Raw genomic sequence first — 23,382 nt, forward strand, 5'->3', positions numbered from 1 at the left:
CGTCGTCTTGCGCGCCCGACCCTTTGTGTTTAGTTCTGAGCACGCTCATGCGACAGGATCGACGGCTACCCGCCCCTGCGGGACGGCACCTTCCTGTTGACGCATGACGGACCGACGAGAGCTGGAAAGCGCGATGCAGATCGACCGGCTGGTGGAAGGCAATACCGTCGTGACGGTGGTCAAGGGCCGCCTCGACAGCAGCTCCTCGCCGCGCCTCGACGAGATGCTCGCCGTGATCCCCGATGGCAGCACCGCGGTGCTGCTCGACTTCGAAGAGCTGACCTATATCAGCTCGGCAGGGCTGCGCGTGGTGCTGAAGGCAGCCAAGCTCGCCCGCTCCTCCAGCGTCGCGCTGGCGGTCTGCAGCCTCACGCCGCAGGTGCACGAGGTGTTCGAGGTCAGCGGCTTCTCCTCGCTGATCCCCATTCACCAAAGCCGCGAAACGGCACTTGCTTCCTTTACGTAGGGGTGTCTTTCTGAGGTGCTTCAGCCCTCGGACGGAAACATGACGCTCCGTGAGATGGATGTCCGCCTCCCCAACGACCTGTCGCAGATGCCGGCGCTCGTCGCGCGGCTCGACAGCTTCGCGGAAGCGGCCGATCTGTCGCCCAAGGCGACCCACCGGCTCCAGCTCGCGGTCGACGAGTTCGTCAACAACGCCGTCGATTACGGCTATCCCGACGGGCGCCCCGGCGAGATCGGCGTGCAGGTGCGCTGCGCCGACGATTCGGTCGAGCTCACGCTGAGCGACGACGGCGATCCGTTCGATCCCTTCACCGCGCCGTCGCCGGACCTCGACGGCACCCTCGACGAGCGGCGCATCGGCGGGCTGGGCGTCCATCTGATCCGCACGCTCGCGCGCAGCTTCGCCTATCGCCGCGAGAACGGGCGCAATGTGGTCACCCTCTCCCTCGCCCGCGACGCGGCATAGCCGCCGGCTTCCCGCCCGTCACAGCCCCTCGGTCTGGGCGCGGTGAACCTGCGTGAAGCCGTTCACCAGCCGACGCGACAGCCACACGATCCGCTCGAACAGCACCGTCATGCGGAACAGCCCGTCGAGCGCCTGCGGCGGGACGCCGGCCTGCGTCGACAGCCGGTGTCGCAGCTCGTCCATGAGCTGGTCGCGATGCCCGAGCAGGGTCAGCACCAGCTCGGGGTCCTCCGCGCCAAGACTGACGGCATGGTCCGCCACCGCCTCCAGCAGCGCGTGCAGCGCCTCGATCAGCCTGCCCGCGGCGGGAAGCTGGCGCGCCGGCGCCGAGGCTTCGACGAACTCGGCCAGCGCCTCGTGCAGCGCTGCGGCCGTCCCCGCCGCATCGTCCAGCAGCAGCGCGCGCGACACCCGCCGCGCCGAGAGCTCACGGTCGAGCAGCGAGGCGAGATAGGACTTCACCAAGCTCGCCAGCCGCGTCCCGGCGACGCTCAGCTGCGCCGGCGGCGGGGTCTCCTGCACCTTCTCTTCACGCACATGGTCGAGCATCAGCGGCAGCCGGGCGGAAAGCCGCGCCAGCTCGCGCATGGCGAGGTCGAGCGCGGTGCCGGGGTCCGAGAGCGCCTCGCGCATGAGGAAGGCCGGCTCGCCCAGCGTCTCCGCTGGGTTCGAGGCCATCCGCGCCACCAGCCGGCGCGTCGGCATCTCGGCGAGATTGGTGATCAGCGCGCCCCCCGCCTGCGCGATTACGAACAGCACGGCGAGCTGCGCCGCCGCGCTCTCGCCCATCAGGCCGAACAGCCGGCCCATCTGCTGCGGCTCGGCGAGACCGTAGAGGTAGAGCGCCAGCAGCAGCAGCGAGCCGCCGAGCTTCTGCATCACCTGCAACCCGAAGACGATACGCCCGGCCCGGTTCTCGCCCGGGATCAGCAGCGCATTGTTGAGCGCCGACGCGGTGTTCGCGCCGATGATCAGAGGCAGCGCGGCGGCGAGGTCGAGCAGGTCGCTGCTCACCGCCGCGACGGCGATCGCCGCGGCGACCGAGGAGGATTGCGCCGCCAGCGCGAAGGCCGCGCCGATGCCGGCGAGCAGCAGCGGCGACTGCAGCGCCGCCGCCCACCAGGCGTCGTGCATCAGCGCCTCGCGCAGCGGGCCGACGGTCTCCGAGACCAGGTGCATGCCGAACAGCAGCAGCCCGGCGCCCAGCGCCGCGTCGAGCATCCGCCGCAGCCGGTCGCCCCGCGCCAGCTTGAAATAGGTGGCGAAGCCGACGACGCCGATCACCAGCCCTGCCGCCACCGAGGTGTCGATGGCGACGATGATCGGTAGCAGCGCGGTGCCGACATTGGCCCAGGTCGGCGCCAGCAGCGCCGCCCCCTCTCCCAGCACACCGCCCTTCACGAAGGAGATGATGATCCAGGAGACGGCGGTCGAGCTCTGCGTCGCCAGCCCGGCGACGATGCCGCTCAGCGCGCAACTCACAGGCCCGCGCAGCGCGGCGGCGAAGGCAACCCGGGCGCGCCGCCCCACCAGCGGCACGAGGTTCGACGACAGCCCGCGCACGCCGAGGAAGAACAGACCCAGCCCGCTCATGAGGGAGGCGATGGTGGCGATGGTGCTCAAGGCAGGACGGTTCCCCGGATGGAGTCTTTCCCACGGACGACGGCACGCAGGTGTCCGCGTCGGATGAAAGACCGGGTCGGTTTGGTGCAGCGCAGCGTGAGGCAGGTCGGCGGCCAGCACAAGCCGCCGGAGACGGCGGGCGGCCTCAGCCCGGTGCGAGGAAGGCGTTGATCTTGGACAGCAGGCGCGGCATTTCCACCGGCTTGGTGTCGAAATCGTCGCAGCCTGCCGCCATCGCCTCCTCGCGGTCCTGCGCCATGGCGTGGGCGGTCAGGGCGATGACGGGGATCGCCGCGGTCTCCGCGTTGCCCTTCACCTGCCGCGTCGCCTCCCAGCCGTCGAGCACCGGCAGGCTCATGTCCATGAGGATCAGGTCCGGCTTCTGCGCCACGGCGAGGTCCACCCCCTCCCGGCCGTTCACGGCGACGATCACCTCGAAGCCATTGCGCGTCAGCCGCCGCGAAAGCATGTCGCGGTTCATCTCGTTGTCTTCCACGAGCAGGATCTTCGCCATCGCCTGAACGTCCCGTCTACTTGGCCACCGGCCGGGCCGGCTTTTCCTGCCCGGCGATCGCCGCCAGCGCCGAGCCGAGCGTGCCGATCGGCTGGGCGCTCTTGCTCAGGATCAGCAGCGTGTTTCGTGCGAGGAAGCTGCGCTCGTCCTCGGTCAGCTCCTTGGCCGTGAGCACGACCACCGGCAGGTCCGCGAAGTCCGGCCGCTGGCGCACCTGCTCGAGGAAGGTGAAGCCGTCCATCTCCGGCATCATCAGGTCCAGCAGCACCAGCGAGGGTCGCGGGTGGCGGTCGAGCCATTCCAGCGCCTCGCGCCCGTTGGCGGCCTCGATCGCGGTCAGCCCTACGCCCTCGATGGTCGTGCGCACCATGGCGCGCACATGCGGATCGTCGTCGACGACCAGCACCGCGTGCTCGTCGCCCGGGGCGAATTTATGGATCAGCGCGATCAGCCGCTGCCGGTCGATCGGCTTGGTCATGTATTCGGCCGCGCCGAGCGAATAGCCGAGATTCCGGTCGTCGACGATGGTGAGCATGATCACCGGGATATGCTCCAGCGCCGGCTCGGACTTCATGATGCCCAGCACCGACCAGCCGTCGACCTTCGGCATCATCACGTCGAGCGTCACGATGTCCGGCGGGTCGGTGCGCATGATGTTGAGCGCCTCGATCCCGTCGCGGGCATGGCGCAGCACATAGCCTTCCTTGCCCAGCGTCGCGGTCAGCACCTCGTGCACCGCCGGGTCGTCGTCCACCACCAGAACGGTGATCGCGCCCGGATCGGCGACCGCGCCGGTGTCGATCTCCGGAAGCTCGGCGGCGACCTCGGCCTCGCGCGCGACCGGCAGGTCGATGGTGAAGGTCGAGCCCTTGCCCGGCTCGCTGGTCACCGTGATGTTCCCGCCCAGCATCACCGCGAAATGCTTGGTGATGGTGAGGCCGAGCCCGGTGCCGCCGAAATTGCGCGTGGTGGAGGAATCCGCCTGCGTGAACGCCTGGAACAGCCGGCCGAGCTGTTCCTCGGTCATGCCGATGCCGCTGTCGGTCACCGCGAAGCGGATGAAGCCGCCATCCTCGCTCTCATGGCGCGACAGGTGCAGCGCCACCTCACCCTGCTTGGTGAACTTGGCGGCGTTGCTGAGCAGGTTGATGAGGCTCTGCTTGAGCTTGGTGACGTCCGTGCGCAGCGTGCCGATGTCCTTCGGACAGTCGATGACGAAGCGGTTCTCGTTCTTCGCCATCATCGGGCCGACGATGGTCTTCACCTCCTCGACCATGCGGGCGAGGAACACCTGCTCCAGATAGACGTCCATGCGCCCGGCCTCGATCTTCGACAGGTCGAGGATGTCGTTGATCAGCCCCAGCAGGTGCTTGCCGGCGCCCTGGATCTTGTCGAGATCCGCGACCATGGCCGTGTTGCCCTCGTCAGCGGCGTCCTCGGCGAGGATCTCGCTGTAGCCGATGATGGCGTTGAGCGGCGTGCGCAACTCGTGGCTCATATTGGCGAGGAAGGCGGACTTGACCCGGCTGGCGGATTCGGCCGCCTCCTTGGCCTCGCGAAGCTGCTGCTCCATGCGCACGCGGTCAGAGATATCGACGAAGGTGGCGATCACCGCAGGTGTGCTGCGGAACTCGAGCGGCTCGTGCGAGACCATGGTGCAGATCTCGGTGCCGTCGGCGCGCGGCAGGTAGAATTCGCGGCCCTCGGCGAGCGGGGTGAGCATCAGCTCGGCCATCTCCGCGCTCTTGGCCGGATCGGCGAACAGCTCGGCCATCGGACGGTCGATGAGGTCGCGCGTGTCGCGACCGACCAGCCGCCCGAAGCAGCCATTGGCGTGACGCACGGCGCGCTTCTCGACATCCATGATCAGCAGGCCGACCGGCGCGGCGGCATCGATGGCGCGAAGCTGCTCCTCGTCCTCGCGCAGCTTCATCTCGGCGAGCTTGCGCTCGGTGATGTCGGTGTAGATGGCGATGAAGCCGCCGCCCGGCACCGGGTCGCGGCGCACCTCGAGGATGGTGCCGTCCGGCCGCACCCGCTCGAAGGAGTGGGAGTGGTCGAGCTGCGCCACCCGCTTGGCGAGCGCGGTCTCGATGTCGACGTCGCCGAACTCGCCGCGCGAGCCGAGATAGCGGATGTAGTCCTCGAAGGTGTGCTCGGTGCCGAGGAACTCCGCCGGCATGTCGAGATACTCGCAGAACAGCGTGTTCCACGTCACCAGCCGGTGCTTGGCGTCGTACATGGCGACGCCCTGGGACATGTTCTCCAGCGTCGCGCGCAGCAGGGTCGCCTCGCGGCCCGCCTGCGATTCGTCCAGCGCGTTCTCCGGCATGGCGTCACTTCCCATCGATCTAGACTTCCCGTGCGCCGAAGGTGAGCAGAATGGCGGCCATGTCGTCAAAGGCGGGCAGCCCGGCCTCGAACGCCCGGACCTGCGTGGCAAGCCGCGTGAGGACCTGCCCCCCCGCCCCGTCGGCGAAGAAGGCACCCACCCGGTCCTCGCCGAACAGTTCGCCGGCCGCGCTCTGCGCCTCGGTGAAACCGTCCGTCACCACCAGCAGCCGGTCGCCCTCGTTCAGATCGACCTGCGCCGCCTGGTAGTCGAAGCCTTCCACCACGCCCAGCGGCGGCCCGCCCGGGCCGCCGAGCCGCTCCACGCCCCCGTCCGCGCCCTGCAGATAGGGCGGCACATGGCCCGCGCGCACATAGGCGAGCCGGCCGGTCGCGACGTCCACGCTCGCCAGCACGAAGGTGACGAACATGCACCCCGCATTGCCGCGCGCCAGCCCGTCATTGGCGATCGAGACCGCCCGCGCCGGGTCGGCGAACAGTTCGGCGGCGTCCGGTCGGCCGGAGAGCGCGCGGAACATGGAATGGGTGCGCGCCATCATCAGCGCCGCCGCCGCGCCCTTGTCGGAAACGTCGCCGATGGCGAGCACCATCAGCCCGTCGCCAACCGGGAAATAATCGACGAGATCGCCGCCGACCTCCTTGGCCGGCTCCAGCAGCGCATCGACGTCGAGCCGGCGTCCGGCGACGGCGCCGGCGAAGGAAGGCGGCACCAGCGAAAGCTGAAGCGTGCGCGCCTCATTGAGCTCGACCTGCTTGCGCCGGAGCTCCTCGCGGGTCCGGTCGCGCAGCGCCTTCTTCTCCAGCGTCGCGAGCACGCGGGCACGCAGCAGCGTCGGGTTGAACGGCTTGAACAGGAAGTCGTCGGCGCCGAGCTCGATGCAGCGCACCACCGGGTCGATCTCATTGAGCGCCGAGATGACGATCACCGGAATGTCGTTGATCCGCCCGTCGCTGCGTAACGCCTCGAGCACGCCGAAGCCGTCGAGCTCGGGCATCATGATGTCGAGCAGCACGAGGTCGAAGGCCGCCTGGCCGATGGCGGCGAGCGCCTCAACGCCGTCGGCGGCCTCCTCGATCCGCGAGAAGCCGAGCCGGCGCAACCGGCGGATCAGCAGGTCGCGGTTCTCGGCGACATCGTCGACCACCAGAATCGCCGCGTTCTGGTCTGCCATAGGCCCGAATCCGTGATTTGCCGCGAGGAAGGCGAGCGAAAGCCGCGGGCGGGGAATATCCACGCAAAGCCCCCGCTGCGCAACGGCGCAGGCGGCTTTTCCCTTTCCCGCATCCGACGATGGCAAAAGCGGGCGCGTGACCCCACATTCAGACGAGGAGAATCGGCATGATGAGACTGAAGGAGCTTGCCCTCACCCTCGCCATGCTCACGCCGCCCGCGCTGGCACAGGCCCAGACGCCGGGGCTGCGCGGCACGTCGGCGGGTACGACGCTGAACCCGATCCTTTCCAATCCCGGAGCGGCCACGCCGCGGCCGTCGATACCGCAGGCCTCGGGTTCCGCCATACCCACGCGCCCCGACGCGGTGAAGCCCAACAGCCAGAACCTCATGCAGGGCCCGTCCTACTGGACGCCCGGCCAGCGCCGGCTGAACGTGCCGAACGCCGACGCCAATCCGACGACGCGGCGCGAGACACAGCCCTGGCCGCCGCCGCCCGCGATCCCGCCCGGGCCGAACAGGTAGCCTGAAAGTGAAAGGCCGGGGAGTTGCCTCCCCGGCCTTCGTGATTCTCGACGCTGTCGAACGTGCCTGCCGCGGCGGGCTCAGTCGCGCTCGCAGTCCGGCGGGGACGCCTCGGCGACCAGCGCCTCCAGTGCCTCGTCGAGCGGCAGCGTGGTCTGGTTCGGCGAGCCCAGCCGGCGGATCGAGACGGTGCGCTCCGCTGCCTCCTTGCGGCCGACCACCAGCAGCGCCGGCACCTTGGCCAGCGAGTGCTCGCGGACCTTGTAGTTGATCTTCTCGTTGCGCAGGTCGGTCTCCACCCGCAGCCCCATCTTGGTGGCCGCGGCGGCGATCTCGCGCGCATAGTCGTCGCCGTCGGAGGTGATGGTCGCCACCACCGCCTGCGTCGGCGCGAACCACAGCGGGAAGTGGCCGGCGAAGTGCTCGATCAGGATGCCGGTGAAGCGCTCCATCGAGCCGCAGATGGCGCGGTGGATCATCACCGGCGTCTTCTTCTGCCCGTCGGCATCGACATAGAAGGCGCCGAAGCGCTCCGGCAGGTTGAAGTCGACCTGCGTGGTGCCGCACTGCCACTCGCGGCCGATCGCGTCGCGCAGCGTGTACTCGAACTTCGGGCCGTAGAACGCGCCTTCGCCCGGCAGGATGCCGGTCTTGATCTTGCCGCCGGCCTGCTTCTCGATGGTCTCCAGCACGTCGCGCATCACCGCCTCGGCGTGGTCCCACACCGCGTCGGAGCCGACCCGCTTGTCCGGGCGGGTGGAGAGCTTCACCACGATCTCCTCGAAGCCGAAATCGGCGTAGGTGGAGAGGATCAGCTCGTTGATCTTCAGGCACTCGGCCGCCATCTGCTCCTCGGTGCAGAAGATGTGGGCGTCGTCCTGGGTGAAGCCGCGCACCCGCATCAGCCCGTGCAGCGCGCCGGAAGGCTCGTAGCGGTGCACCGCGCCGAATTCCGCAAGCCGCATGGGAAGATCGCGGTAGGACTTCAGGCCATGCTTGAAGATCTGCACATGGCCCGGGCAGTTCATCGGCTTCAGCGCATAGACCCGGTCATTGTCCTCGGCATCGCCGGCAGGCTGCACCTTGAACATGTTGTCCTTGTACCAGCCCCAGTGGCCGGAGGTCTCCCACAGCGACTTGTCGAGCACCTGCGGGGCGTTGACCTCGGCATAGTCGGCCTTGATGCGCCGGCGCATGTAGGAGACGAGGTTCTGGAACATGTTCCAGCCCTTCGGGTGCCAGAACACGACGCCCGGGCCTTCCTCCTGGAAGTGGAACAGGTCCATCTCCCGGCCGAGCCGGCGGTGGTCGCGCTTCTCCGCCTCCTCGAGCTGGTGGATATAGGCGTCGAGCTCCTCGCGGCTGCGCCACGCGGTGCCGTAGATGCGGGTCAGCATCGGGTTCCTGGCGTCGCCGCGCCAATAGGCGCCGGCCACCTTCATCAGCTTGAAGGCGTCGCCCACCTTGCCCACGCTCGGCATGTGCGGGCCGCGGCACAGGTCGAACCACTCGCCCTGCCGGTAGATCTTGATCTGCTGGTCGGCGGGGATCGCGTCCACCAGCTCGACCTTGAACGCCTCGCCCTTCTCGGCGAAGACGCGCTTGGTCTCGTCGCGGTCCCACACCTCCTTGGAGAAGGGAGCGTCGCGGGCGATGATCTCGCGCATCTTCTTCTCGATCGCCGGGAAGTCGTCGAGCGAGAACGGCTCGTTGCGGAAGAAGTCGTAATAGAAGCCGTTCTCGATCACCGGGCCGATGGTCACCTGCGTGCCCGGCCACAGCTCCTGCACCGCCTCGGCGAGCACATGCGCCGCGTCGTGCCGGATCAGCTCCAGCGCCTCCGGGCTCTCGCGGGTGACGAGCTCGAACCGCGCGTCGCGGGTGATGGGATCGGAAAGGTCGCTGAGCACCCCGTCGAGCTTCATCGCCAGCGACTTCTTGGCGAGCGACTTGGCGATGGAGGCGGCGATCTCGGTGCCGGTGGTGCCGGAGGCATAGGCTCGGACGGCGCCATCGGGGAAGGTGAGATTGACGTTTGCCGGCGCCGCGGCGCCCTCGTCAAAATTGTTGCTCACGAGACTGTCGGACATGCGCTTTTCTCCTGCCCACTCCTGCGAACCACGCAGGTAGGCTTGTTTGTCAGGTGTCGCCCGCGTCCTTCATCGGAGCGCGCGCGTAACGCCACGGCATATACCACGCGGCTTTTGGCGGCAATTCGACGGGCACCGCCTCGTAGCCATGCCCGCCCCAGGGGTGGCAGCGGCACACCCGGCCGGCCGCCATCCAGCCGCCCGCCCAGGCGCCGTGCCGCTCGATCGCCTCCTCGGCGAATTCCGAGCAGGTCGGCAGGTAGCGGCACTGCCGGCCCATGAAGGCGGAGAAGGTGTAGCGGTAGACGAGGATCGGCACGCGCAGCGCCAGCCGCGGCAGGCGCGCGGCGGCGTGGGCCAGCCGAGGCGGCGGGCGCAGGAAACGCGCGCTCATGGCCTTCTCCCCTTAACCCGGAACCACCGGGAGTCCGGAACGTTGCCTTTCGAACGATACACCGGCACCCGGCGGAGAACCGATCGATGAAAATGTCCCACCCGTCCGCCGCCTGCACCACCGTTCTCGGCGTGCTGGCGGGCCTTCTGCTGGCGATGGCCGCCATGGCCCAGGACGCGCCCTCCGCCCCCGCCGGGGCAGCCCCGACCGCTCCGCCCAACGTGGCTCCCCCGCCGGCCGCCAAACCGCCCGAAAAGAGCCCGCCCGAGAAGGCCGCGCCCGCAGCGAACGCACCGGCCGCGAAGCCGCCCGCTGCCAAACCTCCCGCCGCCACGCTTCCCGCGACCAAGCCGCCGGCAACGCCCGCTCCTCCGCCCGGCCCCACCGGCGGGACGCAGCCCGCGCCCTCGGCGGCGGATTCGCCCGAGGTCGACCCCGACATGCAGCGCATCGCCGCCTGCAAGGCCGAGGCGCTGAAGCGCCTGAAGCTGCGCTCCCCGGCGGTCGACGACATCTATCTCGACGTCGACGGCCTCACCGTGGCGCATGCCGACCTCAAGATCGGCGACACGCCGGTGAAGGGGGTCATCATGGGCGAGGCCTATATCCAGCGCGACCGCTCCGACACCGCCAACCGTTTCCTCTGCCTCACAGGCGACAAGGACCAGGTGATTTTCACCTTCTTCACGGAGCGATAGGCCCATGCCACGGCCCCGGCGCTGCCCGCTATTCGGCAGCCTGGGCGGTGCCCTTGCGCGCCTCGATCTGGCCCAGCGCATCGACCACGGCATCGAAGGTCAGCATGGTCGAGGCGTGGCGCGCCTTATAGTCGCGCACCGGCTCCAGCACCGAAAGCTCGGCCCAGCGCCCGGTCGGCGGCGGGCCGTTCTCCTTCAGCATCTTGCGCATGGCCTCGCGCACCTCGCGCAGCTCGTCCGGGGTCGAGCCGACCACCAGCTCGCCCATGAGCGAGGACGAGGCCTGCCCGAGCGCGCAGGCGCGCACCTCGTGAGCGAAGTCGCTCACCCGGCCGTCCTTCAGCGCGAGATCGATGGTCACGGTGGAGCCGCAAAGTTTGGAGTGCGCCGTTGCCGTCGCATCGGGCGAGGCAAGCCGGCCCAGCCGTGGTATATCGGCAGCGAGCTCCAGTATGCGGCGATTGTAAACCTCGTTCAGCATGGCCCTTCCGTCCGTCAGCCCCGCTGCGCCATCATCGCATTGCAGCGTCCGGCGCGTTCCTTATATAGGAGCGGATATTGCGGGTGAAAGCAGCCGGCTTTTCGGCAACCTTCTCCGCATTCGTCGAGTACGATGCAAGGAACAAACAGCGTGCCGGCACGTATGTGGCGAGTTCAACCGGTGACACCCCGGCGCCCGGTCCCAGATGCGCCGTCGAACGGAGTTCGTCATGGATGCCGTGCTTAAATCCCTGATGGCCAGCGCGAAAAGCGAGGCGGAATCGGCCGTCCCGGTCAATCCGGCGCGTCCCTCGCGCGAGGAGGCCGAGGCCGCGGTGCGAACGCTGATCGCCTGGGCCGGGGACGATCCGGAGCGCGAGGGCCTGCTCGACACGCCCAAGCGCGTCGTGCGCGCCTATGAGGAGCTCTACAGCGGCTACCGCACCTCCGCCGACAAGATCCTCGACCGCACCTTCGGCGAGATCGGCAATTTCGACGACATGGTGCTGGTGCGCGACATCGAGTTCCACTCGCATTGCGAACACCACATGGTGCCGTTCATCGGCAAGGCGCATGTCGCCTATTTCCCGGTGGAACGGGTGGTCGGCCTGTCCAAGATCGCGCGCATCGTCGACATCTTCGCCCGCCGCCTGCAGACGCAGGAGCACCTGACCTCGCAGATCTTGACCGCCATCGACGAGGCGCTGAAGCCGCGCGGGGTCGCGATCCTCGTCGAGGCCGAGCACATGTGCATGGCGATGCGCGGCGTGCGCAAGGCGGGCGCCTCCACCGTCACCACCCAGTTCACCGGCGTGTTCCGCGACGACCCGCAGGAGCAGGTTCGCTTCATGAGCCTGCTGCGCGGCATGCGTCCGTGAGCGCGCGGCGCTGATTCCATGCCCGATACCGTCCCGAGCTTCGCCCCGCGCGGCGACAAGGCCGCGGTCGAGGAAGGCGATCGCCTCGCGCCGAAATTCGATGCCGACGGGCTGATCACCGCCGTCGCCGTCGACGCGCGCGACGGCGCGGTGCTGATGCTCGCCCATATGGACGCGCAGGCGCTCGCCCTCACCATCGAGACCGGCTTCGCCCACTACTACAGCCGCTCGCGCCGCCGGCTGTGGAAGAAGGGCGAGGAAAGCGGCCATGTGCAGAAGGTGGTCGAGCTTTCCATCGACTGCGACCAGGACGCGGTGCTGATGCGGGTGGAGACGGCGGGCCCGGGCGCGGCCTGCCACACCGGGCACCGCTCCTGCTTCTTCCGCTCGGTGCCGCTGGGCGCTCCGCCCTCGCCCGAGCTGCAGCTCACGGTCAATGACGGCGGCAAGCTGTTCGACCCCTCGCAGGTCTACGCCGCGGCGAAGAAGACCGACACCCCGCGCTTCTGAGCGGCGACAGGCGCATTGCGGCACGCACCGGACGAGCACGCGGCGTCTAGCGCGCGAACACCCCTCGCGAGCATTCCGCCCTCGCACGCCGCCTGCCGGCGGCGCCGGAACCCGGTCCAGCGCCCGCGCGGGTCTTCAGGTCGACATGATGTATTCGCGCATGGCGACGCTCTCGCGCTCCATCTCGGCGAGGCGGTGCTTCACCACGTCGCCGATGGAGATGATTCCGATGAGCTTGCCGCCCTGCACCACGGGCAGATGGCGGAAGCGTCCGCCCGTCATGTGTTCCATCACCTGATGCACGGTTTCGTTGCCGTCGGCCGTAACCACCTTGGTGGTCATCACCGCGCTGACGGGATCGCTCAGCCGGGCCGGCCCGTCGCGGCCGATGACGCGCACCGCGTCGCGCTCGGACAGGATGCCCACCACGCGGCGCTCGCCATCCGTCACCACGATGGCGCCGATGCGCTTCTCGGCCAGCACTTCCACCGCTTCGCGCAGCGAGGCGTTCGGGCTGATGGTCTGAACGTCGTAACCCTTCTCGTCGAGTATCGACCTCACGGTCATGGTCTATCTCCTTCCCGCCGGGACGGGCGCGGCCAGCCCGGTTCGGGGCATCGGCCGCGTCGCCCTCACCATCCGTCTCCTTCCGCCATCGGTGTGCGGGAGTGCGGACATTTAGGGGATAATGATCGACCTTAACGCTACGGGAGGCAATAGGGTCCGCGCGGCGGCGCCGTCGGCCTCAGCCGCGCTGCCGTGCATAGGGCCCCTGGCCGGGAAAGCGGCCGATGGGGTCGAACAACGGGAACAGCAGCAGTCCGACGAGGAAGCCGCCAATATGCGCCTCCCAGGCAATGCTGCCGTCGACCAGCTGGCCGGGCGAAGCGAGGCCGACACCCAGATTGATGAGGAACCAGACCGCGACGAAGGCGATCACGCGGCGGTCGCGCATCACCGCCATCAGCGGCTCGGCCGGGTAGTTGACCGATTGGCCGAACATTTCCGGCCCCCAGGCGACATAGCGCTCGGAGGCGAACATGAAGCGGATCGCCGCCGCCATGCAGCCCGACACCGAGGCCGAGGCGCCGATCATCGGCACCACTTCGCCCTCATGGGTGAGCAGATGCAGCCCCGCCCCCGCCGCCGCCGTCACGGCGAAGAACAAGAGAAAGCGCACCGGGCCGAAGCGCCGCGCCACCGGGCTGCCGAAGGCCAGCAGCCATAGCAGGTTGAGCCCGACATGGGTCCAGCCGCCATGCAGGAAGGCATAGGTGACGAAGGTCCACACATCCGCGCCCCACCCGCCCGGCAGCACGCCCGCGGCCAGAACCGAGGGATCGAACCGCGCCGGGATGAAGGCGAACAGCGCCAGTATGTCGACGCCGGTCTCCGGGTCGAGATGGTCGCGCACCAGCTGGATGGCGAGCATCGTCACGGCCAGGGCGGTTATGACCGCCGGCACGTTCAGAAGCGGCTGGCCTTTCTGGTGGGAAAGCTGGGTCGTATCGAGCACTCCGATCACATAGGCGCCGGCGCGCGGCGGGGCAAGTCGGCAGGGCGCGACGCGGGCAAAAGGCTGCGGCCGGCAGACCTTGCGAGGGGCTTAAACGGCGTCGTGAACAAGTTGCCTATAGTTGTGGTTAATGCCAATAGAAAAGATATTAACAGGCTCTATCCGCTGTACTCGCGAATCTTCCGCATCGCTTAGATCAGAATAAAAATCTGTCTGCCATGATGTCTTTCATAGACAGGAATGAGGTGCGCGATGAAAAAGAGGCTCGAACGGGCCCTTCTCGCGGCGGCGGTGGCGGTCGTGGCAGGTACGATGGCAGGCTCGGTGGCGGGGAGCATCCCCGCCGAGGCGAATGACCGGCTGGCGATGCACGCCAACCTGTCCGCGAACATGATCGCGGGCGACAAGACCTCGACGCCGATCGGCTATGTCCAGTTCTGCACCGCCTTCCCCGGCGATTGCGGCGGCGGCAACCATCGCGGCGGCAAGATCGCGCTCAGCGAGGCCGACCTCGCCCAGCTCCGCGCGGTCAATGACGACATCAATGAGCGCATCAAGCCGATGACCGACATGGATCATTACGGCGAGGTCGAGCGCTGGACCTATCCCGAGGACGGCTATGGCGACTGCGAGGACTATGTGCTGCTCAAGCGCCGCACGCTGATCTCGCTCGGCTGGCCGCCGGAGACCCTGCTCATCACCGTGGTGCGCGACCATCAGGGCGAGGGACATTCGGTCCTCACCGTGGTCACCGACCATGGCGATCTGGTGCTCGACAATCAGGAATCGGCGATCATGCCGTGGCAGGAGACCGGCTATCGCTTCGTGAAGCGGCAGGCGCAGGGCAATCCGGACCAGTGGGTCTCGCTCGGCGACGTGCTGGCTCCGCTCACTGTGGGCCGCAACGGCACCCACTGAGCGGCCAGCTTCCCGGCCAGCCTTTTCGGCGGCCGGCGCCCGCGGGCCCTTCCGGCCGCGGGCGTCAGCGTGTTCAGTCGACCCGGCTCAGCCCGGTCGAGAAGCGCCGCCAGTTGCGCACATAATGCGCGGCGGTGCCGTGGATACGCTCCGCCCAGCTCTCGTCGAGCGTGCGGATCGCCTTGGCCGGCGCCCCCACGATCAGCGAATTGTCGGGGAATTCCTTGCCCTCGGTCACCAGCGCGCCGGCGCCGACCAGGCAGTTGCGCCCGATCTTCGCCCCGTTCAGCACGGTGGCGCCCATGCCGACCAGGCTGTTCTCCCCGATCGTGCAGCCGTGCAGAATCGCCTTGTGGCCGATGGTGCAGTCGTCGCCGATCATCATCGGGAAACCGGGATCGGTGTGCAGCACGCACAGTTCCTGGATGTTCACCCGGGCACCGAGCGTGACCCGCTCATTGTCGCCCCGGATGACCGAACCGAACCAGACGCTCGCCTCGTCGCCGATCAGCACATTGCCGATCACTTCGGCGGAGGGAGCGATCCAGCAGCGGCCGAGCGCCGGGAGGTCCGGCGCCACGCCGTCGAGAGCATAGATCGCCATGCCGCAGCCCCTTCCTCAGACCTCTTCGAGATCGGTGTCGAGGATGGCCATCTGGAAGTTGTAGGAGAGGTCGCCGTCCTCCTTGTCCTCGAACAGGACGCCGATGAACTCGTCACCGAGATAGACCTCGGCCGAATCCTTCTTCTTCGGGCGACCGACGACGCGAAGCTGCGTGTTGCTGAACAGGCGGCGCATATAGGTCTGGATGCGCTCGCAATCCTTCTTCTCCAAGGCGGATGCTCCCGGAACTGGTTTCAGTGGGCCGCAGGCTTGCCACGCCCGGCGCGCAGGCGCAACCGGGGTCGGGCACCATCCTCAGGCCGTATCGTCCCCGGGCGCTTGGCCCCGGACGGTTTCGACGGAGACCGATCCCGTGCGGGCGCCGGCCTCAAGCGTACGGGCTCAGCCCGGCTCGCCGGAGCCGCTCGGCTCGAAATTCTGGTTCATGCTGCGCGAGGGCTCGGCACAGCCCGCCTCCCCGACCACGCGCGCCGGCACGCCCGCCACGGTGGTGTTGTGCGGCACGGCCTTCAGCACCACCGAGCCGGCGGCGACGCGCGCGCAGTGGCCGACCTCGATATTGCCCAGCACCTCGGCCCCGGCGCCGATCAGCACGCCGCGGCGGATCTTCGGGTGGCGGTCGCCGTGCTCCTTGCCGGTGCCGCCCAGCGTGACGCCCTGCAGGATCGAGACGTTGTCCTCGATCACCGCCGTCTCGCCGACCACGATGCCCGTGGCGTGGTCGAAGAAGATGCCCCGCCCGAACGGCGCGGCCGGGTTGATGTCCACCTGGTGCACCACCGAGGAGCGGCTCTGCAGGTAGAGCGCGAAGTCCTTGCGCCCGTTCTTCCACAGCCAGTGCGCCAGCCGGTGGGTCTGGATGGCGTGGAAGCCCTTGTAATAGAGCAGCGGCTCGATCGCGCGCTGGGTCGCCGGGTCGCGGTCGCACACGGCGAGGATGTCGGCCCGGATGGCGACGCCGAGCTCGGGATCATCGGCCACCGCGTCGTCGAACGCCTGCCGGATCAGTTCGCCCGGCACGTCGACATGGTCGAGCCGCTGGGAGATGCGGTGCGCCACCGCGCGCTCCAGCGTGTGGTGGTAGAGCACCGTGGAAAAGATGAAGCTCGCCAGCGCCGGCTCGCGCGCGGCGATGTCCTCCGCCTCGGCGCGGATGCGGGTCCATACCGGATCGACCTTGTCGAGCGCGCGCCCCTGCGCGTCGACGCGATGAAGTGAGTTCTGCGCCATGGACGTATGTCCCTCCGCGCCGGCCCGGCCTTGGCTGGCAGGTGGCCGGCGCCCTGTTACGAGTTGCCCCGGTTTTAGCACAGGCCGCACGATGAGCCTATGTCCGCCGCGCCCGCGCGGGGCCGGGGAGGAGACCCGCGGAATCACTTTCTCAACACCGCCCGACAACCGATTCCGTCCGCTCGCCTTTCGGGCGCCCCGGACGGGTAACTGCGCGCTCAGGGCCGCCCGTCGAGGAAGGCCAGCGCGGCCTGCTTGAACACCTTGTCACCCACCGCACGCATGTGGTCGCGGCCGGGAATGTCGACCACCTGCGCGCCGGGGATCAGCGCCCCGAGCGGGGCCGCCGCGCCCGCCACGTCGTCGGTCGTTCCCACCGCGATCAGCGTCGGCACGGCGATGCGCGCCACCTCTTCGCGGCTGAGCGTGCGGCGCGAGCCGACGATGCAGGCCGCCAGCGCCTCGCGGTCGGCCCTGGTCTGGTCGGCGAAGGCGCGGAAGGTGCGCCCCATCGGGTCGGTGACGTCCTCGAGGCTCGGCGCGCGCATCGCGTCGGCAATGGTCAGCGGCAGGCCCGCCCCTTCCACCAGATGGATGCCGATGCCGCCGAGGATGAGCGAGCGCGCCCGCTCGGGCGCTTCGAGCGCCAAGCAGGCGCTGATCCGCCCGCCCATCGAATAGCCCATCAGGTCGGCGCGCGGCAGGCCGAGATGGTCCATCAGCGCCAGCACGTCGCGCGCCATGATCCGCGGGTCGTACGCCGCCGAATCGTAGATCTTGCCCGAGGCGCCATGGCCGCGATTGTCGAGCGCGATCACCCGCCGCCCGGCGCCGGTCAGCGTCGTCACCCAGCCCGGGCCGACCCAGTTGATCTCCTTGGTCGAGCCGAAGCCGTGGACGAGGATCACCGGATCGCCCTGCCCCTCGTCGAGATAGGCGAAGTCGATACCGTCGTGCTGGAAGGTCGGCATGGTCTCTCTCTGGCGTCCTTGCGGGTGTCCGCGCGAATTCGCGGGAAGCTAGACAGCCAGCATGCCCCTGCCAAGCGCCGCCAGCGCATGGGTGGCTCCCGTCCGCCGGCGGCGCCAGAGCGGGCGCACCATCGCCACTACCAGCGCGTTGAACGAGCTGACCAGCCCGAACGCGTTCACCGCCAGCGCGATGATCCAGAAGGCGAGCTTCCACATCGCCTCGGTGACGAACAGCGCCCCGCGCCCCAGCGTCTTGATGATCGCCAGCGTCTTCCCGCCCTTCGCGCCGGAAAGCCGCGCCAGCCGCGCCGCGCCGGCAGCATCGTCGACATGGCGCAGCCCGGCGAGGGTGGCGCGCGTGCCCGCCTTGGCGGCGGTGCGCCCGACATCGGCGACAACCAGCGCCGCCTCGGCGCGCCGGCCGCCGCGCAGCGCGGTGACGAGGTGGCCCGCGAGCCGCGCGCTCAGCGCCCCGGCCCGACGCGCGCCCTTGAGCAGGCTCAGCCCGGCCCGCAGCGTCAGCGGCGCGCCGAACACCGCATAGGTCGCCCCGGTCGCGACGATGCCGGCGCCGGCAAGGCCCAGCATCACGTCGTCCACCGGCTCGCCCCGCGCCCAGTGCAGCGCCTCGCGCCCCGCATCGCGCAGGTCGCCCCAGACGGTGAGGTCGCCCGCCGCCGCGCCGGCGAGCCCGGCCATGTCGTCGGCCGTGCCGGTGACGAAGCCTTCGCCGAACGCTCCCGCGCGCCGCGCCGCGACCACCGCCGTGCTGTTCGCCGCCGCGACGCGCAGCCGAAGCGACGTGTCGACCGCGATGTCGCGCGCATCCGCGAGCTCGACGAAGCTGGCCGCGAGCTCGCCATCGTCATTCGCCAGCGCGTCCTCGATCTCCTGCGCGACGCGCGGGGCGGTCAGCTCCCGGTCGAGCTGGAGATCGGCGATCCGCGCCGCATCGTCGCCCGCCGCCACCAGCTCATAGGCATAGCGCCCCGCCGGCACGACCCAATGGGCGGCGCCGGCGAAGGCGAGCAGAAATCCGGCGGCGGCAAGAATGCGATACATGAACGGTTCCCGGGGAGCCCTCCATATGGGGAGCCATTGTGGCGACGCGATGGGAGGCAGAGCGCTCAGCCACCTACCCGTTCGCGCAGAAACGCGTTGAGCTTCTGCCTGTCCTCGACGCTGATATGGGCCCCGCTCAGATGCAACACGCCCGTCGCCGGGCTTCCCCACAGCTCACCCGTCCGCCCGAGAACACGTCCTCTGTCCGAGACGAGCGCGTGGCGAACGGCAGCGGCTTCCGCCACGCCCACCACGCGCTGGAACGTTCCGAGCCCGATCACCACGATGTGGCGGGGCGCAAGAGCACGGACGATCCGGACGGCACGCGGCAGGCTGAATTCCTCGAGCTTCGCGCGGAGGGAGAGCGGAAGCCGCCGCCACTCGCCTTGGCTTGCCGACCTGAAGAAGTTGAGGTTGAGCCCGGTACTTTCTCCCATTGGCGGATCGTCCCACACGTTCCGGATTCGCTTCGCCAGTTTCCAGCAGGCGGTCGCATAGTCGCTCGTCTCCGGCCAGCTCTCGCGCTCGCCATCCGCCAGGCCCTTGCGATTGTCCTTCTCGCCGCCGCCGGGCTGGTCACCGAGAAACAGCAGCGGCGTCGCCACCCTGGGCGGCCCATAGAGAATGCGGAATCCGAAGTCAGCCTCTCCGAGTTCCATCGCGGTCCCGGCATGGAATGCGCGCGTTTCCTCATAGACCGACCGACAGATCGCCAGGGCCGATGTCGCCGCTCGCTCGGCCTCGCCTTCACCCCTTCCGCCCACGCTCCGCTATCCCTTTTCCCGCTGCCGCCATCTCTGTGACGGAACGGCATGATAGAGGAATCGCGGCTGCAATCGCCCTCTCGCCCCTTTGCCCCGGCGGTTTCAGCGGTTATGGTCCGCGCGGGTTTCAATTCGTGCGGACAGGCGAAAGATCATGGCGGGCCACGTCGTTCCCCATTTCCACAATTCGGCCGGCGTGCCGAGCATCGCCATCGGCGCGCGGAAGTTCATGTGCGTGGGCGCCCTGCCGCCCTACGACCATCCGCATGTCTTCCTCGACATGGGGGCGGACGACGAGATCATCTGCCCCTACTGCTCGACGCTCTACAAGTTCGACGCCAAGCTCCACGGCACCGATTCGACCCCGCCGGGCTGCCTCTACGAGACGCCGGTCGCGGCCTGACCGGGCAGCCGATCCATGCCCCGGGGCTCCATCGCCATTGCCGGTGCCGGTATTGGCGGCCTCACCGCGGCCATCGCGCTGGCGCGGGCCGGGTTCGAGGTCGCGGTGCTGGAGCGCGCCCATGCGCTGGAAGAGGCCGGGGCGGGTGTCCAGCTCGCCGCCAATGCCACGCGCTGCCTGCAATCGCTCGGCCTCTATGACCGCATCGCCGCTGACGCGGTGATTCCGGGCGCCTTCGCGGTGATGGACGGGCGCCAGGGCACCGGCATCACGCAGGCCGCAATGGGCGCCGAAGCCGAGGCCCGCTTCGGCGGCCCCTTCATCGTCATCCACCGCGCCGATCTGCAGGCCGCCCTGCTCACGGCCGCACGCGAGACGCCGGGGATCTCGATCCTTCTCGACTGCGCGGTGCACGGCTTCGAGCGGCAGGGCGACGCCCTCGCCATCCACGCCCATGGCGGGACCACGGTGCGCGCCGATGCGCTGATCGGCGCCGACGGGCTGCGCTCCTTCGTGCGCCTCCAGCTCTTTCCCGAGGCCAGGCCATCCTTCCGCCACCGCGCCGCCTGGCGTGCCACCGTGCCGACGGACGCCCTGCCCGCCGCCCTCGCCGACCCGGTGACGCGGCTCTGGCTCGGCCCGGGTGCCCATCTCGTCAGCTATCCGGTGAAGGCGGGCACGGCGGTCAATCTGGTCGCGGTCACACCCGACGAGCGCGAGGACCATGGCTGGAGCCAGGAAGGCTCGCCCGACGAACTCATCGCCCATTATCGCGGCTGGAGCCGGCAGGCCCTCGCGCTGCTCGGCGCGCCCGAGCGCTGGCTGCGCTGGGCGCTGTTCGACCTCGACCCGCTGCCCGGCTGGGGCGCGGCGACGGGGCCCGTCACCCTGCTCGGCGACGCCGCCCATGCGATGCCGCCCTTCCTCGCCCAGGGCGCGGCGCAGGCGATCGAGGACGCTGTCGTGCTCGCCCGCTGCCTTGCGGACGGCGCCGACATTCCCGCCGCGCTCGCCCGCTACGAGGCCGCGCGCCGGCCGCGCACCGCCGCCGTGCAGCGCGCCGCCCGCTCCATGGACCGCATCTACCACCTCTCCGGCCCGGCGCGGATGGCGCGCGATTTCGTCATGCGGGCCCGCTCGGGCAGCGCGGTGCTGGAGCGCTATGGCTGGATCTATGGCTGGACGCCGTAAGGCGCCTACACCGCCGCCTTCAGCCCGGAAATGCCGATCACGATCATGGCGAGGCAGACGAGCTTGGACACGCTCAGCGTCTCTCCCAGCATGAGCGTGCCGAACAGCACCGTGCCCAGTGTGCCGATCGCCGTCCACACCGGATAGGCGACGCTCACCGGCAGGTCCTTCAGCGCGAGGCCGAGGCAGATGAAGCCGGCGATGCCGGTGGCGCCGGTAATCAGGCTCGGCACCAGGCGGGTGAAGCCTTCCGCATTCTTCATGCTCATCGCGAACACGACTTCGAGCAGGCCGGCAATGCCGAGATAGACCCAGGCCACGATATTCGAACTCCAAGGACGACCCGACGCCGGACGATTCGTCCGCGCCGCGTGAAATGACTCAGGCTTCGTTTAGTCGATGCCGCCGGCACTGGACAAACGCCGATTTCTCACCTCATGAATGAGTTTCATTCATCCGTAGGATCTCCTCATGCGCCGCCTTCCGCCGCTCGGCTCGCTGCGCGCCTTCGAGGCGGCGGCCCGGCTCCAGAGCTTCAAGCGCGCCGCCGCCGAGCTCGGCGTGACGCCGACCGCCGTCAGCCACCAGATCCGCCGGCTGGAGGCGGAGCTGGGCGTAGCGCTGTTCGTGCGCCAGACCCGCAAGGTGGCACTGACCACGCAGGGGCGCGCGCTCCTGCCGCCGCTGCGCGGTGCGTTCGACGACATGGCCGAGGCGATCGACGCGCTGCGCCCGCGCACAGGCCGGCAGGTGGCGACGCTGTCCGCCACCACGGCGCTGAGCGCCCGGCTTCTGGTGCCGCGCATCGCCGGCTTCCGGGCGCGTTATCCGGGTTGGGACCTGCGGCTGCACGCCTCGGACGAACTGGTCGACCTTGCCGCGGGCGAGGCGGACGCCGCCATTCGCTACGGGCGCGGTCCCTATCCGGGCCTCACCGCCCTGCCCCTGCTGACGGAAGGCTTCGCGCCGGTCTGCAGCGCCCATCTCGCCGTCCGCCGGCCCGAGGACCTCGCCGGCGCGACACTCATCCATCTGCGCGGCATGCCGCCGGCGCTGGAGGCGATCCTGCCGAGTTGGGCCGCCTGGGCGCGCAAGGCCGGGCTGAAGACGCTCGACACCGATGCCGGCCTCTCCTTCAGCGACGAGACCAGTGCCATACAGGCGGTCATCGCCGGCCACGGCGTCGCGCTGCTGGGCCTTCCGCTCGTCGCGGCCGAGCTCGCCTCGGGCGCGCTGGTGCAGCCCTTCGGACCGCGGATCGAGGGACTGGCCTATCATCTCGTCTACCCGGCCAATGCGGCGGAGCGGCCGGCGGTCGCGGTGCTGCGGAGCTGGGTGATGGACGAACTCTCCGCCATCCGCACGCCAACTCCAGCATCCACGCCCGGCAATGGCTGAAAGATGCCGGACAATTGCGCTGGGTCACGCCCGCCCGGCGCGCGGAATGCTAAACGGTCCAGAGGCTTGGATTCAGACGACCGGCATTGAATCGTCTTTGCTCATGGCGGCCATGAAAACATCTCGTTTTCCGATCGAAGGCGGCAACGATAACATGCGTGCATCGCGTCGGCACTCAACCTGCCCGCGCGCTCCCGGAGATTGACCCATGCCCGCCGCCGCACCCGCGTTTGCCGCGCCACGCAGCTTTTTGCCCTTGCCGCTGCTGATCGCGCTGTTCTGCGTGCTCTGGTCGGCGGCCTTCGCCGGGGCCAAGCTCGCGCTCGGCGACTGCCCGCCGCTGATCCTGCTCTCGGCCCGGCTGCTGGTGGCCGGCGTGATCATGATCATTCTGGCCTGGTGGGTGGACGGGCGGCCGGCCATCGGGCGGCGCGACCTGCTCGCGCTCGTCTTCGTCGGCCTGCTCAACAATTCGCTCTATCTCGGCCTCAACTGGACGGCGCTGACCTTCACCTCCTCCGCCTATACGGCGGTGCTCACGAGCTGCCTGCCGCTGGTGGTGGCGCTGTTCGCCGGGCCGCTGCTGGGCGAGCGCATGACGCTGGTGAAATGGGCCGGCATCGGCCTCGGGCTGGTCGGCGTGGTGATCGTGCTGCGCTCGCGCCTTGCCGGCGCGCATGAGAGCCTGGCCGGCACTCTGCTCGTCGCCGGCGGGGTCTCGGCGCTCGCGGCCGGGACGCTGGCCTTCAAATATCTGCGGCCGCGCGGCGGGGTGTGGACCGGCAACGCCATACAGTGCCTCGCCGGAGGGCTGGCGCTGGTGCCGATCGCGCTGATGACGGAGAACATGGGCGATATCCGCCTCACCGCCAACCTGTTCGCCGGCTTCGCCTATCTCGTGATCGGCGTGTCGATCGGCGGCTACGGGCTGTGGTTCTACCTGCTCACCCGTTCCAGTGCGACGGCGGCCTCGAGCCTGCACTTCCTGATGCCGCCGCTCGGCCTGTTCTTCGGCTGGCTGCTGCTCGGCGAGGCGGTGCCCCCACTCGACATTCTCGGCATCGTGCCGATCGCGCTCGGCATCTGGCTGGTCACCCGCCCGGCACGCACCTGAGGCGCGGCCCGGCGGGGAAGGTCG

27 protein-coding genes are annotated in these 23,382 nt (G+C 69.2%); 11 read left to right on the plus strand and 16 right to left on the minus strand.

Translation table 11 applies throughout. The annotated features are described in order from the left end of the window. Positions 1 to 103 precede the first annotated feature (103 nt). Both NVS89_RS12450 and NVS89_RS12455 read left to right on the plus strand, forming a co-directional pair. Positions 104 to 466, plus strand: a complete 363-nt coding sequence (locus NVS89_RS12450) for an STAS domain-containing protein (protein WP_258733079.1) — start codon at positions 104 to 106, stop codon at positions 464 to 466. A gap of 39 nt (positions 467 to 505) precedes the next feature. Next, complete coding sequence (locus NVS89_RS12455; RefSeq protein WP_258733080.1) at positions 506 to 931, plus strand: ATP-binding protein; 426 nt, start codon at positions 506 to 508, stop codon at positions 929 to 931. Positions 932 to 949: 18 nt separating this feature from the next. Here the strand turns inward: NVS89_RS12455 and NVS89_RS12460 are convergent, their stop codons facing one another. The 4 genes from NVS89_RS12460 to NVS89_RS22935 all read right to left on the minus strand — a co-directional run bounded on the left by NVS89_RS12460 (position 950) and on the right by NVS89_RS22935 (position 6,592). After that, the gene (locus tag NVS89_RS12460; protein WP_258733081.1) at positions 950 to 2,554 is read right to left on the minus strand and encodes a Na/Pi cotransporter family protein; all 1,605 of its coding nucleotides are present in this window, start codon (positions 2,552 to 2,554) and stop codon (positions 950 to 952) included. Between the two features lie 145 nt (positions 2,555 to 2,699). After that, positions 2,700 to 3,068: a response regulator gene (locus NVS89_RS12465; protein WP_258733082.1), complete on the minus strand. Its 369-nt coding sequence runs from the start codon at positions 3,066 to 3,068 to the stop codon at positions 2,700 to 2,702. A 16-nt stretch (positions 3,069 to 3,084) separates the two neighbouring features. Next, positions 3,085 to 5,415 (minus strand): response regulator, encoded by a 2,331-nt coding sequence (locus tag NVS89_RS12470; RefSeq protein ID WP_258733083.1) that lies wholly within the window; start codon positions 5,413 to 5,415, stop codon positions 3,085 to 3,087. A 4-nt stretch (positions 5,416 to 5,419) separates the two neighbouring features. Further along, on the minus strand, positions 5,420 to 6,592 hold the full coding sequence (locus tag NVS89_RS22935) for a PP2C family protein-serine/threonine phosphatase (RefSeq protein ID WP_309486546.1): 1,173 nt from the start codon (positions 6,590 to 6,592) through the stop codon (positions 5,420 to 5,422). Positions 6,593 to 6,759: 167 nt separating this feature from the next. Between NVS89_RS22935 and NVS89_RS12485 the strand changes: the two genes are divergently transcribed. Further along, positions 6,760 to 7,116, plus strand: coding sequence for a hypothetical protein (locus tag NVS89_RS12485; RefSeq protein WP_258733084.1), 357 nt, complete (start codon positions 6,760 to 6,762; stop codon positions 7,114 to 7,116). Positions 7,117 to 7,196: 80 nt separating this feature from the next. On the opposite strand, the gene thrS is transcribed toward NVS89_RS12485, so the two are convergent. Together thrS and yidD are read right to left on the minus strand one after the other, a co-directional pair. Beyond that, the gene (gene thrS, locus NVS89_RS12490; RefSeq protein ID WP_258733085.1) at positions 7,197 to 9,206 is read right to left on the minus strand and encodes a threonine--tRNA ligase; all 2,010 of its coding nucleotides are present in this window, start codon (positions 9,204 to 9,206) and stop codon (positions 7,197 to 7,199) included. 49 nt (positions 9,207 to 9,255) lie between these two features. After that, on the minus strand, positions 9,256 to 9,600 hold the full coding sequence (gene yidD, locus NVS89_RS12495; RefSeq protein WP_258733086.1) for a membrane protein insertion efficiency factor YidD: 345 nt from the start codon (positions 9,598 to 9,600) through the stop codon (positions 9,256 to 9,258). Positions 9,601 to 9,686: 86 nt separating this feature from the next. On the opposite strand from yidD, the gene NVS89_RS12500 reads away from it, so the two are divergent. After that, positions 9,687 to 10,298, plus strand: a complete 612-nt coding sequence (locus tag NVS89_RS12500) for a hypothetical protein (RefSeq protein WP_258733087.1) — start codon at positions 9,687 to 9,689, stop codon at positions 10,296 to 10,298. Between the two features lie 28 nt (positions 10,299 to 10,326). On the opposite strand, the gene NVS89_RS12505 is transcribed toward NVS89_RS12500, so the two are convergent. Beyond that, positions 10,327 to 10,779, minus strand: a complete 453-nt coding sequence (locus NVS89_RS12505) for an iron-sulfur cluster assembly scaffold protein (RefSeq protein WP_258733088.1) — start codon at positions 10,777 to 10,779, stop codon at positions 10,327 to 10,329. Positions 10,780 to 11,008: 229 nt separating this feature from the next. On the opposite strand from NVS89_RS12505, the gene folE reads away from it, so the two are divergent. Then, the gene (gene folE, locus NVS89_RS12510; protein ID WP_258733089.1) at positions 11,009 to 11,656 is read left to right on the plus strand and encodes a GTP cyclohydrolase I FolE; all 648 of its coding nucleotides are present in this window, start codon (positions 11,009 to 11,011) and stop codon (positions 11,654 to 11,656) included. An 18-nt stretch (positions 11,657 to 11,674) separates the two neighbouring features. Further along, positions 11,675 to 12,166 (plus strand): phosphoribosyl-AMP cyclohydrolase, encoded by a 492-nt coding sequence (gene hisI, locus NVS89_RS12515; protein WP_258733090.1) that lies wholly within the window; start codon positions 11,675 to 11,677, stop codon positions 12,164 to 12,166. A gap of 135 nt (positions 12,167 to 12,301) precedes the next feature. On the opposite strand, the gene NVS89_RS12520 is transcribed toward hisI, so the two are convergent. Then, positions 12,302 to 12,733, minus strand: coding sequence for a CBS domain-containing protein (locus NVS89_RS12520; protein ID WP_258733091.1), 432 nt, complete (start codon positions 12,731 to 12,733; stop codon positions 12,302 to 12,304). 178 nt (positions 12,734 to 12,911) lie between these two features. Then, on the minus strand, positions 12,912 to 13,682 hold the full coding sequence (locus tag NVS89_RS12525) for a rhomboid family intramembrane serine protease (protein WP_258733092.1): 771 nt from the start codon (positions 13,680 to 13,682) through the stop codon (positions 12,912 to 12,914). Between the two features lie 252 nt (positions 13,683 to 13,934). On the opposite strand from NVS89_RS12525, the gene NVS89_RS12530 reads away from it, so the two are divergent. Beyond that, entirely contained in the window at positions 13,935 to 14,600 is a 666-nt protein-coding gene (locus NVS89_RS12530; protein WP_258733093.1) for a transglutaminase-like cysteine peptidase, read from the plus strand. A gap of 73 nt (positions 14,601 to 14,673) precedes the next feature. On the opposite strand, the gene NVS89_RS12535 is transcribed toward NVS89_RS12530, so the two are convergent. The 6 genes from NVS89_RS12535 to NVS89_RS12560 all read right to left on the minus strand — a co-directional run bounded on the left by NVS89_RS12535 (position 14,674) and on the right by NVS89_RS12560 (position 19,252). Next, positions 14,674 to 15,204 carry a gamma carbonic anhydrase family protein gene (locus tag NVS89_RS12535; protein WP_258733094.1) on the minus strand — a complete coding sequence of 177 codons (531 nt, stop codon included), beginning with the start codon at positions 15,202 to 15,204 and terminating at the stop codon, positions 14,674 to 14,676. 15 nt (positions 15,205 to 15,219) lie between these two features. Beyond that, positions 15,220 to 15,435, minus strand: a complete 216-nt coding sequence (locus tag NVS89_RS12540) for a DUF3126 family protein (protein WP_258733095.1) — start codon at positions 15,433 to 15,435, stop codon at positions 15,220 to 15,222. 171 nt (positions 15,436 to 15,606) lie between these two features. Further along, positions 15,607 to 16,455 (minus strand): serine O-acetyltransferase, encoded by an 849-nt coding sequence (gene cysE / locus NVS89_RS12545; protein WP_258733096.1) that lies wholly within the window; start codon positions 16,453 to 16,455, stop codon positions 15,607 to 15,609. A 218-nt stretch (positions 16,456 to 16,673) separates the two neighbouring features. Then, positions 16,674 to 17,426 carry an alpha/beta fold hydrolase gene (locus tag NVS89_RS12550; protein ID WP_258733097.1) on the minus strand — a complete coding sequence of 251 codons (753 nt, stop codon included), beginning with the start codon at positions 17,424 to 17,426 and terminating at the stop codon, positions 16,674 to 16,676. Between the two features lie 48 nt (positions 17,427 to 17,474). Further along, entirely contained in the window at positions 17,475 to 18,488 is a 1,014-nt protein-coding gene (locus NVS89_RS12555; protein WP_258733098.1) for a hypothetical protein, read from the minus strand. A gap of 65 nt (positions 18,489 to 18,553) precedes the next feature. Further along, entirely contained in the window at positions 18,554 to 19,252 is a 699-nt protein-coding gene (locus tag NVS89_RS12560; RefSeq protein ID WP_258733099.1) for a hypothetical protein, read from the minus strand. A gap of 154 nt (positions 19,253 to 19,406) precedes the next feature. Here NVS89_RS12560 and NVS89_RS12565 point away from each other — a divergent pair, with 154 nt between their 5' ends. Next, a complete protein-coding gene (locus NVS89_RS12565; RefSeq protein ID WP_258733100.1) occupies positions 19,407 to 19,655 on the plus strand; it encodes a zinc-finger domain-containing protein in 249 nt (82 codons plus the stop codon). Positions 19,656 to 19,670: 15 nt separating this feature from the next. Continuing rightward, positions 19,671 to 20,846 (plus strand): FAD-dependent monooxygenase, encoded by a 1,176-nt coding sequence (locus NVS89_RS12570; protein WP_258733101.1) that lies wholly within the window; start codon positions 19,671 to 19,673, stop codon positions 20,844 to 20,846. Positions 20,847 to 20,851: 5 nt separating this feature from the next. Here the strand turns inward: NVS89_RS12570 and NVS89_RS12575 are convergent, their stop codons facing one another. Further along, positions 20,852 to 21,166 carry a DMT family transporter gene (locus NVS89_RS12575; protein ID WP_258733102.1) on the minus strand — a complete coding sequence of 105 codons (315 nt, stop codon included), beginning with the start codon at positions 21,164 to 21,166 and terminating at the stop codon, positions 20,852 to 20,854. Positions 21,167 to 21,317: 151 nt separating this feature from the next. On the opposite strand from NVS89_RS12575, the gene NVS89_RS12580 reads away from it, so the two are divergent. Both NVS89_RS12580 and NVS89_RS12585 read left to right on the plus strand, forming a co-directional pair. Then, on the plus strand, positions 21,318 to 22,244 hold the full coding sequence (locus NVS89_RS12580; protein ID WP_258733103.1) for a LysR substrate-binding domain-containing protein: 927 nt from the start codon (positions 21,318 to 21,320) through the stop codon (positions 22,242 to 22,244). 208 nt (positions 22,245 to 22,452) lie between these two features. Beyond that, the gene (locus tag NVS89_RS12585) at positions 22,453 to 23,358 is read left to right on the plus strand and encodes a DMT family transporter (RefSeq protein ID WP_258733104.1); all 906 of its coding nucleotides are present in this window, start codon (positions 22,453 to 22,455) and stop codon (positions 23,356 to 23,358) included. Positions 23,359 to 23,382 lie beyond the last annotated feature (24 nt).

The sequence above is a fragment of the Ancylobacter mangrovi genome, assembly GCF_024752355.1.
GTDB classification, from domain to species: domain Bacteria; phylum Pseudomonadota; class Alphaproteobacteria; order Rhizobiales; family Xanthobacteraceae; genus Ancylobacter; species Ancylobacter mangrovi.

What these genes read in the sequence shown, in the direction of transcription:
- NVS89_RS12450 (WP_258733079.1), top strand. Translation starts at nt 104, where the DNA reads ATGACGGACCGACGAGAGCTGGAAAGCGCGATGCAGATCGACCGGCTG.
- NVS89_RS12455 (WP_258733080.1), top strand. Translation starts at nt 506, where the DNA reads ATGACGCTCCGTGAGATGGATGTCCGCCTCCCCAACGACCTGTCGCAG.
- NVS89_RS12465 (WP_258733082.1), bottom strand. Translation starts at nt 3,068, where the DNA reads ATGGCGAAGATCCTGCTCGTGGAAGACAACGAGATGAACCGCGACATG.
- NVS89_RS12470 (WP_258733083.1), bottom strand. Translation starts at nt 5,415, where the DNA reads ATGGGAAGTGACGCCATGCCGGAGAACGCGCTGGACGAATCGCAGGCG.
- NVS89_RS22935 (WP_309486546.1), bottom strand. Translation starts at nt 6,592, where the DNA reads ATGGCAGACCAGAACGCGGCGATTCTGGTGGTCGACGATGTCGCCGAG.
- NVS89_RS12485 (WP_258733084.1), top strand. Translation starts at nt 6,760, where the DNA reads ATGATGAGACTGAAGGAGCTTGCCCTCACCCTCGCCATGCTCACGCCG.
- thrS (WP_258733085.1), bottom strand. Translation starts at nt 9,206, where the DNA reads ATGTCCGACAGTCTCGTGAGCAACAATTTTGACGAGGGCGCCGCGGCG.
- yidD (WP_258733086.1), bottom strand. Translation starts at nt 9,600, where the DNA reads ATGAGCGCGCGTTTCCTGCGCCCGCCGCCTCGGCTGGCCCACGCCGCC.
- NVS89_RS12500 (WP_258733087.1), top strand. Translation starts at nt 9,687, where the DNA reads ATGAAAATGTCCCACCCGTCCGCCGCCTGCACCACCGTTCTCGGCGTG.
- NVS89_RS12505 (WP_258733088.1), bottom strand. Translation starts at nt 10,779, where the DNA reads ATGCTGAACGAGGTTTACAATCGCCGCATACTGGAGCTCGCTGCCGAT.
- folE (WP_258733089.1), top strand. Translation starts at nt 11,009, where the DNA reads ATGGATGCCGTGCTTAAATCCCTGATGGCCAGCGCGAAAAGCGAGGCG.
- hisI (WP_258733090.1), top strand. Translation starts at nt 11,675, where the DNA reads ATGCCCGATACCGTCCCGAGCTTCGCCCCGCGCGGCGACAAGGCCGCG.
- NVS89_RS12520 (WP_258733091.1), bottom strand. Translation starts at nt 12,733, where the DNA reads ATGACCGTGAGGTCGATACTCGACGAGAAGGGTTACGACGTTCAGACC.
- NVS89_RS12530 (WP_258733093.1), top strand. Translation starts at nt 13,935, where the DNA reads ATGAAAAAGAGGCTCGAACGGGCCCTTCTCGCGGCGGCGGTGGCGGTC.
- NVS89_RS12535 (WP_258733094.1), bottom strand. Translation starts at nt 15,204, where the DNA reads ATGGCGATCTATGCTCTCGACGGCGTGGCGCCGGACCTCCCGGCGCTC.
- cysE (WP_258733096.1), bottom strand. Translation starts at nt 16,455, where the DNA reads ATGGCGCAGAACTCACTTCATCGCGTCGACGCGCAGGGGCGCGCGCTC.
- NVS89_RS12550 (WP_258733097.1), bottom strand. Translation starts at nt 17,426, where the DNA reads ATGCCGACCTTCCAGCACGACGGTATCGACTTCGCCTATCTCGACGAG.
- NVS89_RS12555 (WP_258733098.1), bottom strand. Translation starts at nt 18,488, where the DNA reads ATGTATCGCATTCTTGCCGCCGCCGGATTTCTGCTCGCCTTCGCCGGC.
- NVS89_RS12565 (WP_258733100.1), top strand. Translation starts at nt 19,407, where the DNA reads ATGGCGGGCCACGTCGTTCCCCATTTCCACAATTCGGCCGGCGTGCCG.
- NVS89_RS12570 (WP_258733101.1), top strand. Translation starts at nt 19,671, where the DNA reads ATGCCCCGGGGCTCCATCGCCATTGCCGGTGCCGGTATTGGCGGCCTC.
- NVS89_RS12580 (WP_258733103.1), top strand. Translation starts at nt 21,318, where the DNA reads ATGCGCCGCCTTCCGCCGCTCGGCTCGCTGCGCGCCTTCGAGGCGGCG.
- NVS89_RS12585 (WP_258733104.1), top strand. Translation starts at nt 22,453, where the DNA reads ATGCCCGCCGCCGCACCCGCGTTTGCCGCGCCACGCAGCTTTTTGCCC.